This is a genomic window from Nostoc sp. LEGE 12454 (assembly GCF_056620565.1).
This window is the reverse complement of the sequence record NZ_JBWQXL010000013.1, coordinates 101931-121528: the sequence shown is the minus strand read 5'-3', so window position 1 is coordinate 121528 and position 19598 is coordinate 101931. Positions and strand designations below refer to the sequence as shown.

The following is a 19598-nucleotide window of genomic DNA, read 5'->3' as shown; positions in this document are numbered from 1 at the left end:
TTTTATCCTGCAATGATTAACTTTTGTAATCTAGTTTGACAATTGGACATCAAGAGTTTTGTTAATCTCCCTAGTTACACTTGTTTCATTCCCAGATAATTGTTCTAACTCTTCTATGAGAATTTCTTCAATTACCAAAGCTAATTCATCAATAGTGGGAGCTTCAAAAAGAGAACGAACAGGTAGTTCTATTTGAAAAGTTTTGCGAAGCTGAGAAATAAGTACAGTTCCCGTCAGAGAGTCTCCTCCCAAAGCAAAAAAACTGTCATGAATACCTACTGGCTCTATACCCAGCAACTCTTGAAAAACTTCAACTAGTTTTTGCTCTACATCATTACTAGGAGCAATGTATGCATTTTTTAAATTTGGTCTAGAGTGACGAGAAGATAAATTGGATCTTTGGGCAGTAATTTTCTGTTGTAAAGGCTTTAATTTAATCCATTGGTCAATTCTAGATTGTAAATTACCAGTTGAGACAACTATTTGATGATATTGACTCCACACAAGAATCCGTTCAAGGGCATTTACACCTTCTAAAGGTTCGATGGCGAATTCAGCCAAAGTTTTATTAGTAGGTATTTGTGAATTGCCTACTGCAAATCGCCACGTATCCCAGTTAATGCTCATCCAAGGAACAGGATTTATCTGATTATGCTGGTAAGCAAAAGCATCCATGAATAGACTGGCTGCTGAGTAAGTAATAGAGCCTAATCCTCCTACAACTGAGGTTAAGGAAGACATTAAGAGACAAAAATCAAGTTTTTGGGACTGCAAAACTTCTTCTAATACTAATAGTCTTTGTATTTCTTGCTGAAGTTGCTGTTTGCACTCTGTTGGGTCTATCTCTACAATGGGGCTAATTAATTTATCTGCGGGTATTTTAGTTGTGTGGAATACCCCATTTATTTGACTAAATTTGTTTTGTACTAAATTTACCACATCAGCGCTTTCGATTAAGACTTCTGCGCCCAAATTTTCTAGTTCTTGCACTTTGAAAATCTTGCGGCTGATGTTATCTCGATCGTCGTGAGTTTTCAGCCACTGTTTCCACTCCTGTCGGTTGGGAAAATCTTCAACTTCTAAAATCAGCAGCTTTGCCTGTAGTGTCTTTGCTAGATGTTCGGCTACTACAAGTCCTATGTCTTCCAGTCCACCAGTAATTAAGTAAACTCCTTTTTCCTTTAATCTGGGTGTATTGGGAACGTTTGCATCTAATTGGACAGACTCAAAGGTTTGCACCCAACGTTCCAAACTACGGTAAGCAATAACTGAGTCAGAGGAATTGGCTTGGAGTTCTGTCAGTAGTTGTTCTACAAATTTTTCTTCTTGCCAACTTCCTGGTGAGGGAATAGCAACATCAATGCTACGACATTTAATATTTGAATATTCTTGTGAGATAACCTTAACAAGTGCAAGGAGTGTTGCTTTTTCTGGGCAGAGATTTTCAACTCCAGTTACAGCTTGCATATTGTTGGAGATAATTGCAATCTGTAACTCATTTGTAAAATTCTGTTTTCCTAGCGTTTGTGTCAACAATAATAAACTTTGGAATCCTTGTGTTGTGTTAAAATCTCCAAGCTCTGACTGTGTTACACTCCACAGATGAATAATTCTTTGTGGTATTAAGTCTTGGGTGCGGAGTTCTTTAAGTAAGGTGTTGTAATCATCCTGTTGTTGCGGTGCTATTGTATATGCACGCTTACCCAGATGCTCTCTTGAAGATTCACTCGTAGTCTCAAATTGTTTTCCAACTCTGACGGTAATTACATCATGACCTTCAAGTTCGAGTCGCTTCACGATTTGAGCGCCTAACCCATACTCATCAACAAATATTAACCAGCGTTCTGCTTGTTTCACCTGACCGTTTGATTGTGGTGGTAGCGAACGTTTCCATGAAGGGATGTAGAACCAGTCAGCAATATTGGACTTTTTACCAAATGAAACTTCATGCGTTTTGTCTGCTTCAAGTAATGCTGTAAATGCTGCTGGTGCTTTGGGCGTTGCTGGCGTAGTAGCTTGAGCGACAATTATGTGGTCTGTGAAAGGTGCGAATTCTGAGAAGGCTGTCACCTGCACAAAACCATGAGATTTGAGTTCTTGTTGCCACTGCTCTTTGGATAAAAAGGGATTGCACATGTTGCGATCGCTTTCTGCATCTTTTATGGGATTCATCAGCAGCGCGTCAATGAACTCAAATTCCAAACGGGGTTGAGTTGTTTCCCAAAAGAGAAGTAAACCTCCAGGGGCGAGTAAAGAGCGAATGCGATCGAGAGTTTCTCCAATATTTCGAGCAACGTGCAACACTTGGAAAGCTACAATTACATCAAAGCTGTGACTTGAGTATCCTTGTTCTTGTAGCGATCGCTCAAGGTCTAGCAATTGATATTCAATAAATGGATAATCGCTAAATTTCTTCTTAGCTGCATTCAGGAAGAAACCTCCCACATCAGTGAAGGTATAATTTGTTTTCTCTGATGGCAATATAGGTAATAACTCTGCCGTGCCAGTACCAGTTCCAGCGCCAAGTTCCAGAATTCTGAGATTAACTTCAGGAGGTAGTGCTTTTGAAACCTGTTCTAGGCATACCCGCATGATTGAGTTGTAGTACTTATTTTCAGGCAATTGTTGGACTGAAAATTCTCCTGATTTTAATAAGGTAGAAACATGGAACTCTAATGGTTCTTTTTTACCAGTCAGCAGAGATACCATATTTTCGCCATACAGTTGCAGCAAATCTATTTGTTGCGGCGTGTCTGCCCATTTGGCTCTGACTTCTACCAAAAGCTCATTAACAAAGTCTGTTGATATTGGTAAAAAGTTAGTAAACAGCCCTTGTTCTTCATGTAACTGACCTTGCTCTACCAATATTTCTAGCCATCGACTGAACAATTCTTTATAGGAAGAAATAATCTGACATTGGTCAAATAACTCTGCCAAAGAATACTTTTTAGTGGGATTGCTAAAAGCTCCTAAATGTGCTGTTGTAAGATTAATATAAGCAATACATAAACGATCTAAACACTCTCTTTTCGCTTGAGAGATTTGCTTGTCAAATTCCAAAGCTCCTGTACTAGCTTGAAGTTGACCAGCTTCTACCAAAGATTTCCAAAGCTCTAATGCTGTTAACTTGGGCTGGAAATTTTTTTGTACAGGTAACAATTTTTGTGGTTCAATCCAATATCTTTGTCGCTCAAAGGGATATGTTGGTAAGGGAAGGCGATGTCGGCGCTCATGAGCATGAAATCCCGACCAATCTATCTTGATTCCCTCAAGCCATAGTTGTCCTAATGTGTTGAGGATGAAACCAACGTCAGATTGTCGCTCATAAGCATAGCGCAGCGAGGATAATATTACCTTGTTATCATCAGGAACATTATCTAAACATTGCATTGCTAAACTGCTTAAGGTTTGTCCTGGCCCCACCTCTAATAAAATTGGACTGTGTTTTGTCCACAACTGATTTACTCCATCAGCAAAGCGCACGGGTTGGCACAGATGCTGTGTCCAGTAGCTGGGATTTGTGGCTTGCTCTGCTGTAATCCAAGTTCCGGTAACGTTAGATATATAAGGAATTTGCGGTGGTTTGAGGCTGATCGTTTGCACCAGCTCGCTGAAAGAGTCCGCGATCGCCTCCATCATGTAAGAATGAAAGGCGTGAGAAGTCTGCAATTGCCGACAGGCTAACCCCTTAGCACTCAACTCACGTGCTAATTCCTCTACAGCCTGTGTAGTTCCCGCAAGTACACACTGAAATGAGCCATTGACTGCTGATAAGGAAAGGTTTTCACTCAAGAAAGGTTGCACTTCTTCCTCTGTCAAAGGAACCGCCAGCATTGCTCCCCCTGGCAACTCTTGAATCATTTGCGCTCTTTTGGCAACAAGAGTAATTGCATCTTCTAGAGACAACACTCCGGCTATTGTTGCTGCGGTATATTCACCAATGCTGTAACCAATCATCGCTACTGGACGAATGCCCCAGGATATCCATAATTGAGCTAAAGCATACTCAATGGCAAACAGTGCTGGTTGAGTGAGATAGGTTTGATTTAATTTTCGGGCGGCGGGATCTGGTGATTGGCGATCGCGACCAAGCATTTGGCGTAAATCTATACCTGATTTTTCTTTGGTTGTTTCGGTTGTTGAATGGGAAGTAGGATAAATAACTTCTTTGAGATTAAGACCTAAAAGGGGTTCAAACAACGAGCAACAACGATCGAGGTGTTTGCGGAACGTGGGTTCAAATTGGTATAATTCAGAACCCATATTGACATAATGAGTTCCCAAACCAGTAAACATAAAGGCTACTGGGCGCTCATTCATGTCCTGAGTGCTAGTGAGGACTCGTTTGGGATTTTGGAGGGCTGCGATCGCATCTTGAGTATCTTGACAAACAACTGTCCGCCGATGACTCAAACCATGCCGCCCAACTTGCAATGTATAAGCTACATCCGCAAGGTTAATTTCTGGGTGCTGTTCCAGGTGATTAACCAAATTTGTAGTCGCCGTCTCTAAAGCAGAGCTAGTTTTAGCAGAAACTACCAGCAATTGATACTTTCTCCCCTGCTCCCCTGCTCCCCTGCCCCTCTGCTCCACTTCCGGTGCTTCTTCTAAAACAACATGAGCATTAGTCCCTCCAAGACCAAAAGAACTGACCCCAGCGCGGCGTGGTGTCCCGTTTGTTTGCCATGCAGATAGTTCGGTATTAACGTAAAAAGGGCTGTTGGCAAAGTCTATTTCAGGATTGGGTTCTTCAAAATACAAGCTGGGTGGTATTTGTTGATGCTTTAGAGCTAAAACAGTTTTAATTAAGCCCGTCACCCCAGCAGCTGTATTCAAATGGCTGACATTAGGTTTGACCGAACCGATCGCACAAAAACCCTTTTTACTGGTTCCGGCACGAAATACTTTTTCTAGCGCTCGAATTTCAATCGGATCGCCCAAGGCTGTACCAGTGCCATGAGTTTCAATATAGGTAATGGTATCAGGTTCAAAGGAGGCGATCGCTTGGGCTTGGGCAATCACTTCGGCTTGACCTGCGACGCTCGGTGCTGTATAGCTGACTTTTACTGCACCATCATTATTAATAGCTGAACCTTTAATTACTCCATAAATATAGTCGCCATCCGCTACGGCATCTTCTAATCTCTTCAAGACCGCAATACCCACGCCTCTGCCAAAAGGGCCGCCTTGGGCTTTAGCATCAAAGGCGCGAGTGTGAGCATCAGCAGAAGCCATCCCGCCAGTTTGATAGAAATAACCTTCTACTTGGGGAGTTTGGATAGCGATACCACCAGCCAGCGCCATATCGCACTGGTAACTCAGTAATCCTCGACACGCCAGATGAACACCAACTAGAGAAGTGGAACAAGCTGTACCGACACTAATACTTGGCCCTTTTAAATTTAACTTGTAGGAAACTCGTGTAGATATAGAATCCTTATCATTGCCAAGGGCAATTTGCATATTCAGCGATTTGAGCAAGTCAGGGTGTGAGGCGAGATTATTGAGCAGGTAAGTACTCAGGTTGCCCCCAGCATATACACCAATCAGGTTATTGTCTGATTTTGGGTCATAACCAGCATTTTCTAAAGCTTCCCACGCACACTCTAAAAAAACTCGCTGTTGTGGGTCGAGAATTTCAGCTTCTCTAGGAGAGTAGCCGAAGAATGAAGCGTCAAACATCTCGATGTCTTCTAACACAAACCCAGCTTTTACATAGTTAGGGTCTTGCAAACAAGTTGGATCTACGCCTTGTGCCACTAATTCTTCATCGCTGAAGGTTGAAATAGACTCTACACCGTTGCACAAATTCTGCCAAAACTGAGCCACATTTTTGGCTCCGGGAAACCGACCTGCCATGCCAATTACGGCTATTCCTTTCAATCGATTACTCATACACTCTCCTCCTGAGCTTCATCAGATCCATTTCTTCTTCAATTGCTGCTTCTTGCCTCTTGGCACGCTCTTGTGCTTGCTCAAAGGCTGGCTGTTCATTTTGTGTCTGGCTGAGATATCCTGCCAAGACATTGATGGTGGGATATTCAAATAAGTCAGCTGTGGAGATATCACAGTTTAAAGCAGCCTGCAATTTACTGCGTACCTGTACCATGAGGAGTGAATCGCCACCTAGCTCAAAGAAGTTGTCGTGGATACCTACTTGTTCGCTGCCCAGGAGTTCTTGCCAGATAAAAGAGATTTTTTGCTCGATTTCGTTTCTGGGAGCAATATAGGTAGTACTCAGTTCTGGTCTTGAATACGTTGGTTTTGAGAGGTTATCTTTGTTTGTAGCTTCTAGAATGGGTGAGTTACTCACGAGATCCGGCTTGATTTGGAGTCGAAAATCATGGGTTGAGACCAAAACTTGGGAAAGCGTATTTTCCAGAATCCGGTTGAACGCTTCTATCCCCTCAGCAGATGATAACCCTTGCTCAAGCAGCTGTTTTTGATACGTTTGGGCAGGTGTAACAGATTTTTTTGGCTCTCTAGAACTGAAAGCTACGGATACTTTAGTGTCTTTGTTTTCCCCAATAGATAGGGAGTTTTGATTTTCCAAAGATACAACAATCTTACCAATATGCTTCGCTCTTGCCATCTCTTCAAAAGCACGAGCCACCGAATCAATAGCAAAGACCTGATAAGGCAAGGGTTGAAAATTTCTCTCGTGGAAATGTTGTACTACTTCGCGCCACAGATCGCTAAAGTTGGGAAGTTGTCGGTCTACGTTAATAGCAAAGAACGATAAGCATTTTGCAAAGACTTTTAGACCTAGTTGGCTGTTATTGAGAATATCCCGCTTACCAATTTCGAGAAAGCGTCCGTAAGGTGCTAATACGTCTAGACTTTTGGTCAAGAATTCTCCAGCAAGGGAATTCAAAACTACGTCTACACCCTTGCCATGCGTGCGTTGCATCACTTCCTCAGCAAAAGCGACAGACCTAGAATCAAAGACATGCTCAATCCCAATTGAATGCAGAAACGCTCGCTTCTCTGGATTACCCGCCGTGGCGAAGATTTCTGCTCCTACCCACTGAGCAATTTGAACTGCCGCCATGCCGACTCCACCAGCAGCCGCATGAATGAGAATGCAATCGCCTTTACTTAACCTACCTAATTGCATCAGGGAATAGTAAGCTGTAGTAAATGCTACAGGAATTGTTGCCGCTGCTTCTAAACTCAAATGTTTGGGTTTGAGTGCAACTGACAAAGCAGAAGTCGTGAGGAATCGGCTAAAGCAACCATCGCCAAAGGCAATCACTTCATCTCCAATTTCAAACCCCTCAACGCCTTCTCCTAATGCAACTATTTTTCCAGCACACTCCAAACCGAACTTGAGATGAGCATCAATTGGGATAGGAAGCATTCCTAAAGCCAGAAGTACTTCTTTAAAGTTAAGACCAGTTGCAGCCACCTCAATTTCTACCTCTCCTCGACCTGGTTGCTGTCGCGATATTGATTGAAATGTCAAAGTATCTAAAGTACCAGGAGAAGAAATTTGCAAACAGAAGTTTTGGCTTTCGGAAATAGGAGATTTTTTTGGGATGACATCTACTTTTCTCAAAGTATACTCTTCTATCTCAACCAATTCTCTCCCTTGGTCATCCATAATAGTGATATCAAATTTCAGAGTATCATTCCGAGATTTGTCATTTGTAGTGGATCTAATGTGACTGTATACTTTCTCAGGTAAAGATTCTCTAAACCTCAATTTTTTATAAGAAAACGGTAAGTAAGCGCTTTCTTCCTTGATGCTCAGAAAACCAACGGCATTATCTAATAAAGCCGGATGTAATTTATATAAATTAATATCATTGGCAAATTGACTAGGTATTTCTAGAATAGCTAAACCTTCATTTGTACCGAATTTTGCCTGTTTGAAGTTGTTCCATCTAGAGCCAAATTCTATATATCCTCCTTGAAGTTTACTCTCCCTTTCTGCATTGGTAATTTCCTGCTCATTACATCTAGCTATAATTGCTTCAATGTCATATTTATTAGGTAATTCTGTTTCTATAAAGGCTATTTCACCCCTAGCATGTTCTAACCATTTATCTCCCTCAGAGTTTGATTGGCTGATGATAGAGAATTCAAATTTATCTCCCTGCTTTTTCAACAGTGTCCGAACTTCTTTTTCTTCATCAGCTTCTACCACTAAGGGCGTGAGAAAATACACTTCACTGATTTCTATTGGGCGATTTTTGTTGTGATTTTCAAAAGCAGCCCTAGCCATTTCCAGGTAAGCTGTTCCTGGAAGTGTCGCCTTTTCCATGACTATGTGTTCATTCAAAACCCAGTGTTTGATGACGCTAAACTTCGAGATATATATTTCTTGCTCTGAACTCTCCACTATGCATTGCTCAAATAATGGATGGTTCACTGCTTCAAATTGAGGTTTGACAATCTGGGATGGGGTTGATAGATTTGCGGCTGCGGCTGCCATACCAACTTCCTGCCAAGCAGACCAGTTAATAGATGTTGTAAATATGCCATCTCGATTACTCTTATAGTGAGCAAAAGCGTCAAGAAAAGCATTAGCACTGGCATAATCTACCTGTCCTAATTCTCCTTGAATGGCTGTCATTGAGGAACACAAAACAAAGAAATCTAGCTGAGTATCCTGAAAAATACTATTAATAACTAGTGTTCCCTTCACTTTAGATGCCAGAACATTTGCTGTCATTTCCGCCGTTTTTAGCTGAATGATTCCACCTCCTGGAATTCCAGCGGCGTGAATTACACCATTGAACTTACCAAAATACTCCTGCGCCTGAGCGATCGCCCCAAGCATTTGTTCGCGATCGGTGACATCAGCACTCACCACCAAAATTTCTGCACCCAACTGTTCGAGTGGTTGGAGTTTTTGAATCTTGCGGCTAATACTATCTTGCTCACCATGAGCCTTCAGCCACTCTGACCATTCGTCTTTTGGTGGAAATGATGAACGTCCTGTCAGCAGCAATTTTGCTTTTACAGTCTTCGCCAGATGCTCCGCCAGCACCAATCCAATGCCTCCCAATCCACCAGTGATTAAATACACGCCTTTTTCTTGTAGCTTTGGTATTTTTGCAGAGGCTGGCTCTAAGGAAACAGGTTCAAATTGCTGAACCCAGCGATGATTTCCTCGGTAGGCGATAACTGAGTCAGAAGATTGCGTTTGTAGTTCACTCAGCAACTGGTCTATCAGTTTCTCTTGGTGCCAAGATTGATTTGAGGGACTAACAATATCAATGCTGCGACAATTGATATTTAAATACTCTTTTGGTATGACCTTCACAGGCCCAAGAATAGTTGCCTTCTCAGGACAAAGAATTTCGTCTCCAGTCACTTCCTGCATGTTGTTGGAGATGACGGCTATTTGCAGTTGCTCGCTAAAATGATGTTTCCCAAGTGCCTGAGCGAGAAATAGTAGACTGTAAAATCCTAAATCTTCTGCTTTGTCAACTGCTGATTCTGTATTGTTAACAGGTGTGACATTCCATAAATGCACAATTGTATTTGGGAATTTGTTTTCTGCTAGAAGTTCTTTGAGCAAAGCATCATAGTCATCCCGTTGTTGGGGATTTAAGGTGTAGTGGCGATCGCTTAATTTTCTCAACTCCGATCCTGTGCTGAGTGCGATCGCATCTCGACCTTGCAATTCCAATCGTTTCACTAATTCTTCACCCAATCCGCACTCATCGGTAAACACCAGAGTGCAAGCCAAAACCGATTTTTCACTCTTGGGCTTTTCGGATAGTGGAGAGCGTTTCCATGATGGGACGTAAAACCAGTTGGCAATATCTAACTTTTTACCTGGTAGAGAGGTGACAGGCTTCTGTACACTTGTCTTGACAGTTGCGGCTGGTTTTTGATCGTGAATCCAGTAACGCTGGCGCTCGAAGGGGTATGTTGGTAAGGGAAGACGATGACGGCGCTCATGAGCATAAAATCCCGACCAATCCACATTTACTCCAGATAGCCAGAGTTTGCCTAACGTGTTCAATAAGAACGCTACATCTGAGTGTTTTTCTTGAGGATGTCGTAATGAAGATAATGCGATCGGTTCTGAATGCTTTTTGGCGAAGGTAGATAAAGTATGTCCAGGCCCAACCTCCAGCAGGATGCGATTTGGCTCTTGCAGTAATGCAGAGATTCCTTCCGAGAAACGAACACATGAGCGTAAATGTTTCGCCCAATAATTTGGATCTGTGGCTTGCTCTGCTGTAATCCAAGTGCCCGTAACATTGGAAATAAAGGGAATTTTTGGAGGATGTAGTCTGACTTTACTGACTTCCTTCTCGAATGGCTCCAAGATGGTTTCCATCATCGAAGAATGAAAAGCGTGGGAGGTATGCAAACGCCGACATTCTATCCCTTGAAGCTGGTTTTGAAGTGCATCTATAGCATCATCAGTTCCCGATACTACACACAAAGCTGGTGAATTACTAGCAGCTAAGGATAAATTTTCATTCAGTAAACCTCTAACTTCCGCTTCTGGCAGGGGAACAGAGAGCATCGCACCAGATGGAAGTTGTTGCATCAGTCGCCCACGAGCAGCTACCAGCCTTAAGGCATCTTCAACAGATATTACACCAGCTAAACAGGCAGCGACATATTCCCCAATGCTATGACCAATCATCGCTTGGGGAGCAATACCCCACGACATCCACAATTGAGCCAAAGCGTATTCTATGACAAACAATGCTGGTTGAGTGATGTCAGTTTGTTGCAGTTTTTCGGCTGCGGCTTTTGATTCAGACTCGTTGGGATAAATTAGCGATCGCAAATCCAACCCCAAATCAGGTTGCAGCAATTCACAACACAAATCCACCTGTTCTTGAAAAATCGGCTCAGTTTGGTATAGTTCTTTGCCCATATCCACATACTGAGCGCCCTGTCCAGGAAACATGAAGACGATGGGGCGATCGCCACTTTCTACTAAGCGAGTCAAAACCCTTTCCGGATCTCGTAAGGCGCTGACTGCATCCTCGATATCTTGGCACACGAGGACGCGACGATGATTAAATTCACCACGTCCTACTTGCAGAGTATAAGCAACATCCGCTAAGTTCACATCGGGATGTTGCTGGAGGTGATTAGCCAGATTGACTGTTGCTGTCTCTAAAGCGGAACTAGTTTTAGTCGATATACACAAAAGATACTTACTTTTGCCTTTTGACTTTTGACTTTTGACTTGTACTGGTGCTTCTTCTAGAATGACATGAGCATTAGTCCCACCAATACCCAAAGAACTCACACCAGCACGCCGAGGAGTACTTCCCGCTTTCCATTCTGCTAGCTTTGTATTCACATAAAAAGGGCTATTGGCAAAATCAATCTGGGGATTGGGTTGCTCAAAATTTAAGCTGGGTGGTATCTGCTGATGTTTCAGGGCTAGAACAGTTTTAATCAGTCCGGCTATTCCAGCCGCTGCATCTAAATGACCGATGTTTGTTTTAACTGAAGCGATCGCACAGAAGCCTTTTTTGTTGGTACTGCTACGAAAGACTTGAGAGAGTGCGGCAATTTCAATGGGATCGCCTAAAGCTGTACCAGTACCATGAGCTTCAATATAGTTGATTGTTTCAGGCTCCACTCCCGCCAGCATCATCGCTTCGGCAATCACCTCTGCTTGACCATTCACGCTAGGCGCTGTGTAGCCAACTTTACCAGAACCATCATTATTAATAGCTGAACCTTTAATTACAGCATGGATGCAATCACCATCTGCTAGAGCATCACTCAATCGCTTCAGGACAACAATTCCTACACCATTACCAATAGTTGTTCCCTGCGCTTTAGCATCAAAGGCGCGACAGTGACCATCAGGCGATAATGTGCCTCCGGGTTCGTACAGATAACCCGTTTTTTGGGGTACGTGGATAGAAACCCCACCAGCCAAAGCCATGTCGCATTGATAATTCAACAAACTTTGACAAGCAAGTGTGGTTGCTACTAATGAGGTAGAGCAAGCTGTTTGGACTGTAATACTTGGGCCAGTAAGATTTAATTTATAAGAAACACGAGTTGTAAGGAAATCTTTATCGTTACCAATTACTGTTTGATAGCATTGGGCTGAACCCAGGCGATCGCGGTTTAAATCTAATGAATAATAGTTATTGAGGCTAGCACCAGCGTAAACTCCAATACGACTGTCACATCTATTAGAATCGTAGCCAGCATTTTCCAATGCTTCCAAAGCACACTCTAAAAAAATCCGGTGTTGGGGGTCGGTAATTTCTGCTTCTTTGGGATTAAAACTAAAAAATGACGCATCAAATAAATCTATATCTTTTAATATGGCACTGGCTTTTACATAATTGCGATCGCTTAATATATTAGGATCAATCCCATCAGAGACTACCTCTTCATTTGTGAAGAGAGAAATTGACTCTACACCAGACTGTAAATTTTGCCAAAACTCTTCAATATTTTTTGCATCAGGAAAACGCCCTGCCATCCCAATGATGGCTATGGCTTCCATCGATTCATTATGTGTAGCGTTAACCATAAATATTTTTACCTTGCCTACTCAAATGTTGCTTTTGGCGCTTGATAGCCTCAATTTGCTTATTTGCGCGATCGCGTGTTCCTATAAAAGAAAGCTGTTGTTCTTGACTTAAATACTGTGCCAAGGAATTGATAGTTGGATTCTGAAACATTTCTACAACTGATAAATCCCGCTGCAAAACTTCTTGTAATTTGCTATTAACTTGAACCATTAATAACGAATGACCACCGATGTCAAAGAAATTGTCATTCACACCCACCTTTTCTAGGTGTAACATCTCTTGCCAAATCGTAGCGATGGTTTGTTCCATCTCAGTTTGTGGCATCACATAAGTAACTTCTAACTCTGAGTGAAGAGTTTCTGATGCAGGTAGCGTAGATGCAAAGTGGCTTGTCGCCAGACATCGCCGATCAACTTTGCCGTTGGGCGTTAATGGCAGTGCCTCTAGGATTACAAAGGCATTTGGTATCATGTAGGTTGGCAACTTAAGCTCTAAAAAGCGGCGCAACTCAGTAGCTGTCAGTGCTTGCTCTGGGTGAAGGACTTGGTAGGCTACCAAACGTTTAAAACCTGGCTCATCCTCACGAACTACAACCACACTTGTCTGTACTGCTGGGTGTTGACTGATGAGTGCTTCAATTTCTTCGAGTTCGATGCGGAAGCCGCGAATCTTCACCTGATTATCAATCCGACCGAGAAACTCAATGTTCCCATCGCTTGAATAACGAGCTAGATCCCCGCTTTTGTATAGCCATGCACCTTCCTTAGCACTGAAAGGATCGCAAACAAACTTAGCTAAAGTCAGCTCGAGATTATTGATATAGCCTCGTCCGACTCCTTCACCACCAACATATAGTTCACCTACTATACCCACGGGCAAAGGCAATAGGTTTTCATCTAACACGTATACCTTGGCATTATAAATTGGCTTCCCAATCGGTACTACTTTTTCTAGCCATTGTTCTGGTTGAGTTACTCGATAAGCCGCACAGATATCTGTACACTCGGTTGGGCCATAGGTGTTGACAATTTGTGTATTATAAGGAGCATCGAGCCATACTTTTAGCCGAGATATTGAAATCGGTTCACCACCTAAAAATACATACTTCAACGTCTTCTTCATGCACAAGCTTTTATCGCCCCGATCTATTAATGGATAAAAGGCACTGGGAGTGCAGTTGAGCCATGTCACTTGTTTATTACAGACCAACTCAACAATTTGTGCAGCGTCATAGTATCCAGATGGCAAAAGGTGTAACTCACCTCCGACGAGCAGAGGCGCGTAAATATTCTTTTGCGTCAAATCAAAACTCAAAGAAGATATCAGTAAAACACGGTCGTTGCAGGAAAAATCAAATTCCCTGACAAACCAATTCAGGAGGTTGGTAAAGCTGCGCTGATAGACTCCCGCACCCTTGGGTTTACCTGTTGACCCAGAAGTGTAGATCGCATAGATTAAATTGTCTGCTGTGACACCACTGACTTGATTTTCTGGGGAATGTTTGGCAATGGCTTCCGAATCCGCGTCTAAACAAATTACATCCCCTTTGTACTCTGATAACCGCTCTGCTAGCTGTTTTTGAGTCAACAAAATAAATATGTCGGCATTCTCTAGCATGAAAGTTAAGCGTTCCGGTGGGTACATTGGATCTAGCGGTACATAAGCACCACCGGCTTTCAGGATAGCCAAAAGTCCAATGACCATCTCTAGAGAGCGCTCTGTGCAGATTCCCACTAGTACCTCTGGCTTGACTCCTAGCTGTTGCAAGTAGTGCGCTAGTTGATTGGCTCGGTTGTTTAACTCGCGGTAGGTTAGTTGCTGGTTTTCAAAGACGACTGCAATCGCATTTGGTGTTTTTTCTACCTGTGCCTCAAATAATTGATGAATGCACTGATCTTGAGGATAGTCTGTTTTGGTATCATTCCATTCAACTAATAATTGCTCTACTTCCGATGGGGTTAGTAGTTGCAAATCGTAAATCCGTTGTTCGGGATTACTAACTATGCTTGACAATAAAGTCTGGAAGTGTCCCAGCATCCGGGTAATAGTATCTGCATTAAATAAATCTGTGTTGTACTCACAAGTTGCAACCAACCCTTGCTCAGAATCCTGCATAAACAATGTCAAATCAAACTTAGATGTACCGTTGTAAACTTCCTCATAAGTAACAGAGACATCTGACAGTGTGGGATTTGATATTGGCAGATTCTGGAGAACGAACATCACTTGAAATAGTGGATTGTAACTCAAGTCTCTGTTTGGCTGTAATTCTTGTACTAACTTCTCAAAAGGTAAGTCTTGATGAATGTATGCCTCTAAAGCTGTTGACTTCACCCGCGCTAGTAACTCCTGAAAACTCAGGTCGCCAGAAAGGTCTGTACGCAAGACTAAAACATTGACAAAAAATCCTATTAATGAATTAACTTCTGCTCTGTTACGATTGGCGATTGGCGAACCGACTAAAATATCAGTCTGACCTGTGTAGCGATACAGCAAGGTTTTGAAGGCTGTAAGCAAGGTCATAAACAGAGTTACTCCCGAATGACGGCTCAAATTCTCTAGCTCTTTTGTCAGAGTAGGAGAAAGAACTAATTTTGCTTGAGCGCCTTTGAATGTTTGAACTGGCGATGTCTGACGATCGCTAGCTTTGCTTCTACGTGGCCGGTCAGTTGCTAAATTTAGTATAGGTAGCTCGCCACTTAACTTTTGTTTCCAATAGGTAAGTTTTGCTTGAATGCGATCGCGTAGCGTGTGCGTAGCGCTCTCGCCATCAAACAATTTTCGTTGCCAATTGACAAAATCTCCATACTGAATTGGTAATTCAGGAAGTGGGAAGAGTTTGTCTGTAGAAAATGCTTCATATAGTGCAGCTAGTTCTTTAATCAGAATACCTATAGACCAACCATCTGCAATTATATGATGCAGAGTGACTAGCAATTGATAATTTTTATCATTTAGATGTAAAATTTTACTACGCAAAAGCGATTGAGCAGATAAGTCAAATGGCTGTTGTGCGAATTCTATAGCCAAACGTTGGGCTTCTTGGGTACGCTCATTTTCTGATAGTACACGCAAATCTTCAACAGCTAAAGTCAAAGGTACAGCTTGATTGATAACTTGAATGGGTTGTCCATCTGACACTGTAAAGCTTGTACGTAAGATTTCGTGTCGTCTAATAATCTCGTTAAGACTATCTTCTAAGCTGGCTTTGTTAATACAACCTTTGAAGTTAATAACTATAGGAATATTATATGTAGGACTATCGGGAGTTAGCTGATTGATAAACCATAATCCCTGCTGGGCAAAAGAGAGAGGATAAATAGATGTGTTTTTCTCTTGTTGGGTAAGGGATATTAAGGGTATTGCGTCTGTTGTCAGTTGAGCAAGGATCTTTGTCGCTAGCGCGAGCGTATTCATCCCTTCAAAGAAATCTGCTACGGATACTTCTACCTCTAAATCAACCTCAATCCGGTTTTTCAACTCAAACACTTTTAAAGAATCAAGCCCCAGAACACTTAATGGTTCTTTAGGATTGATATCATCTGGTGCGATCGCCAGTACTCTCGCTTCCTGTTCAATCAAATATGTTTCTAGAAGCTTTTGACATTCCCTTGGGGAAAGCGCCAAAAGTTCGGAACGCTGTAATCGAGTTTCCTCTATAAGAATATTGCTAATTTTGAGAATGTTGCTGACAAGTACATTCAGTTCACCATTCTGAAACTGGGCGCGAGTTGCACGACGTTGAATTTTACCACTGGAAGTTTTGGGAATACTACCTGGTTTAATCAAAACCACAGCATAAACTTGGACTTCATGTTCTTCAGTCACAGCTTGGCGAATTGCAGATATAACTTCTTCTAAATTTGGCTTGGTGCGAAACTTCAATTCTTGGACGATTACCAGCCGTTCTTCGTTGTGAACCTCGACTGTAAATGCTGCGCTAGCACCGGAATTTAAAGATGAATGGCTGCGTTGGGCGGTTAATTCTATATCTTGTGGGTAAAGATTTCTACCGCGAATAATAATTAAATCTTTGGCTCTACCTGTAATGAAAAGCTCGCTATTTTCTAAAAAACCTAAATCTCCCGTCCGCAGAAAAGGCCCCACACCGGTGTCAGATAGATAAGCATGAAAAGTTTCTGTTGTCTCTTGATAACGATTCCAATAACCTTGACCAACACTCGGCCCAGATACCCAAATTTCCCCGATTTCACCAGGTTTACAACTACTGAGTGTTTCTGGATTAGCGATCGCTACTTCCAGTTGTGGTATAACTCGACCACAACTGACAAAATAATAGACATCCTCATCATTAACAGATGATTCAACTACCCGATTAGATTCTAATGCAGACTTCTGGACTTTTTTGATGATCGGTGATGTCGCCTTCTGCACCCCAGAAACCATCAGAGTTGTTTCAGCCATCCCGTAACAAGGGTAGAATGCCTCTTTACGGAAGCCACAATCGGCAAAAGCTGCTGCAAACCGCTCTAAAGTATCATACCGAATCGGTTCCGCGCCGTTAAATGCCACACTCCAACTACTCAAGTCAAGAGTTTCTTTTTGTTCAGGAGTAATTTTTTGAGTACATAACTCATAGGCAAAATTAGGGCCTCCACTGGTTGTGCCTTTGTAGTGAGATATAGCCTGCAACCAACGGTAAGGACGTTGAAGAAAGGAAGTTGGAGGCATGATGATGCAAGGAAAACCTCCATATAAAGGTTGCAATATTCCTCCAATCAAGCCCATATCGTGGTACATCGGCAACCACGTCACGAACTTACTTTCTGGAGAATGCTCCATAAATTGGTAAGTTGTGTCAGCATTGTGCAGTAGGTTTCCATGACTAATCATTACACCCTTGGGTGTCCCTGTAGAACCAGAGGTGTATTGCAGAAAAGCTAAGGTATCTCGATCGATAGAGGGTTCTTGCCAATTATCTTCTATTCCCTCTGCAAGATTATCAGTAGTTAGCCACTGTAAGGATTCTAAGTCAGTCTTTTGTGTCATTAAAGACCGCACATTAGGCAGGATTTCTGTTGTAGTGAGAGCGATCGCTGCTTGTGCATCTATAGAGATAGCTTTTATTCTTGGTGTATTACGCTCATTTCGAGGGGGATATGCAGTTATAGCCACAACTCCTGCATATAAGCAACCAAAAAAAGCAACTAAAAAATCTAGTCCTGCGGGATAAAGTAGTAAAGCGCGTTCCCCAGTCAAACCCAATGCTTGTAATTGAGCAGCTATTTGGCGCGATCGCCTATCTAATTCTTGATATGTTAGCGTGGTTTGTTCTGTCTCCCCATCTAACAAAAAGGTAAAAGCATCTCTATCTGGTTGCGTAGAGCTTCTTAAGCGTAGTAGTTCGACAACTGTAGAAAAATTGCCAACAATATCAAAGAAGCTATGAGAAAATTTATTCATTTCTATTTTCAACTCAACGCAATGTGCAACTTATTTTTTTAGAAGAACATCAATTAAACAAACATACTCTTAAAGAATTCCATAAAATAATTGAGTTTTCCAGCAAAGATTGTATGAGATAAATAATGAGGTGCAATATTAAAAAAAACTGACGCCATATTCTTTTGCCATAAAAAGTCTTGAATTTTCAGATCGTACCAAAACGATAATGATATATTCTTATCTACTGCGGTAATATGATGCCACCAGAAAGGAGGTATGTAGAGTATTTCTCCGGGTTGAAGTATAACTTCTATTTTTTCCTGCCAAGGAAACTTCGGAAATAATTCTAAATTGAATAGATCCGGATTTACCTTACTATTAAATCCTACGCCAGAAGGACTCTCAAGAGGTGGATAGAATGACAAATAATTTGAAGGGGGATATAAAAGTATTCTTTTTCTCCCTCGAATTTGAGCAAAAATATTATGTAGTGGATCGAAGTGAAGGTTAGTAGTTGAAGAAAATTTTGTACTTGAAAAACCATACCATAGTATAACAAATGCCTTTCTGTTCAAGTATTCTGGATAAGTTACATCTCCAACAATTTCCGGAAAACGCTCTTCAAAATATGCTTCAGATAAATAACATTCTAAATTACGATCTTCTAGATGGTTATTTATATACTCCTTGAGTTTAATTTCTTTTTTAGGTTCATAGCCATCTTCATTAGCAAAGTTTTTATGATCTGACCAAAAATCTTTTTGATAAAATCTTACTGGGACCATATTATCTCCACAGTGTTTTATCAGATAATCATTAGACCAATTCTGACAAGCACCCCAATGTTGAGCAACATCTTCAATTATAAAAGGCTTAAATTGTTTACATGTCTCGGAAAATTGCTTTGTACTAGGGCTTTTAATTTTTAAAATGGACTTACTGGCTTGAATTTGCATAGAAACTCCAACATACTCAGCGCGATGTGCAAATTGTTTTGTTGCAAGAGCATCAATCAAACATTTTTTTCAAGATAGGACTTACGCACGAGTTACGGAATAACGTAGGCGCATTCGCAAAGCTTCTGTCTACAACACGCTATGTTCTCGATAGAAGAAGCGGCTACTCTACGAGAACGCCAAAGGCGAAGCCGCAGGCTACCGGAGAGGACACGGAGAAATCAGAGTTTGAGCAATATATTGCGTAAGTACTAAAAAAATTCCATAGAATTTTTTTGGATAAATCTTTTCTTTATTGCAAGTAATTTTTATTTATCCTTGATTAGATTAACGAGAATGAGTTGCTTTAGCAATAGATTTTTTATATATAAAAGCTATCAAATATTTATATTATTATCAGCTTTGCTTATGTGATTTTGTTTATAGATGACGAGCAATATACTTTTCCAAACCGCATCTCAAAATAGATATCTAAGTTTTGCATAGGGCTAAATAACACAGAATTTCGTTCTATTTGGGCAAATAAATAAACAATAAGGTTATCTAGGCATTTTGGAAATACTTATTAAGGAAGTAGTTTTAGGTACTAATTTAATCTCTGATGACGCGTCAAGCAAACAAATAGCTATAAGAATAATTGCTGCTTGCTATCCAGATTAAATAAAAAAGATTATTAATTATCTTGTGTCTAGCATCACTTCATAATATGATTCAACTAGCTTAAACCTAAATGACAATTCTTTTCAAA

Annotated in this window: 4 protein-coding genes; all 4 read right to left on the bottom strand. The window is 41.4% G+C overall.

Features of this window, described 5'->3' with window-relative positions; all coding sequences use genetic code 11:
* Nucleotides 1–30: 30 nt before the first annotated feature.
* From AC1F2U_RS16550 to AC1F2U_RS16535, 4 genes are read right to left on the bottom strand one after another with little or no spacing between them, the layout of a single operon-like run.
* Complete coding sequence (locus AC1F2U_RS16550) at nt 31–5895, bottom strand: beta-ketoacyl synthase N-terminal-like domain-containing protein (RefSeq protein WP_480262076.1); 5865 nt, start codon at nt 5893–5895, stop codon at nt 31–33.
* On the bottom strand, nt 5888–12487 hold the full coding sequence (locus AC1F2U_RS16545) for an SDR family NAD(P)-dependent oxidoreductase (protein WP_480262075.1): 6600 nt from the start codon (nt 12485–12487) through the stop codon (nt 5888–5890). Before AC1F2U_RS16545 ends, AC1F2U_RS16550 begins: the two co-directional genes overlap by 8 nt.
* Nucleotides 12480–17912 (bottom strand): amino acid adenylation domain-containing protein, encoded by a 5433-nt coding sequence (locus tag AC1F2U_RS16540; protein ID WP_480262074.1) that lies wholly within the window; start codon nt 17910–17912, stop codon nt 12480–12482. Before AC1F2U_RS16540 ends, AC1F2U_RS16545 begins: the two co-directional genes overlap by 8 nt.
* A gap of 53 nt (nt 17913–17965) precedes the next feature.
* Nucleotides 17966–18910, bottom strand: a complete 945-nt coding sequence (locus AC1F2U_RS16535; protein WP_480262073.1) for a cupin-like domain-containing protein — start codon at nt 18908–18910, stop codon at nt 17966–17968.
* Nucleotides 18911–19598: the final 688 nt, after the last annotated feature.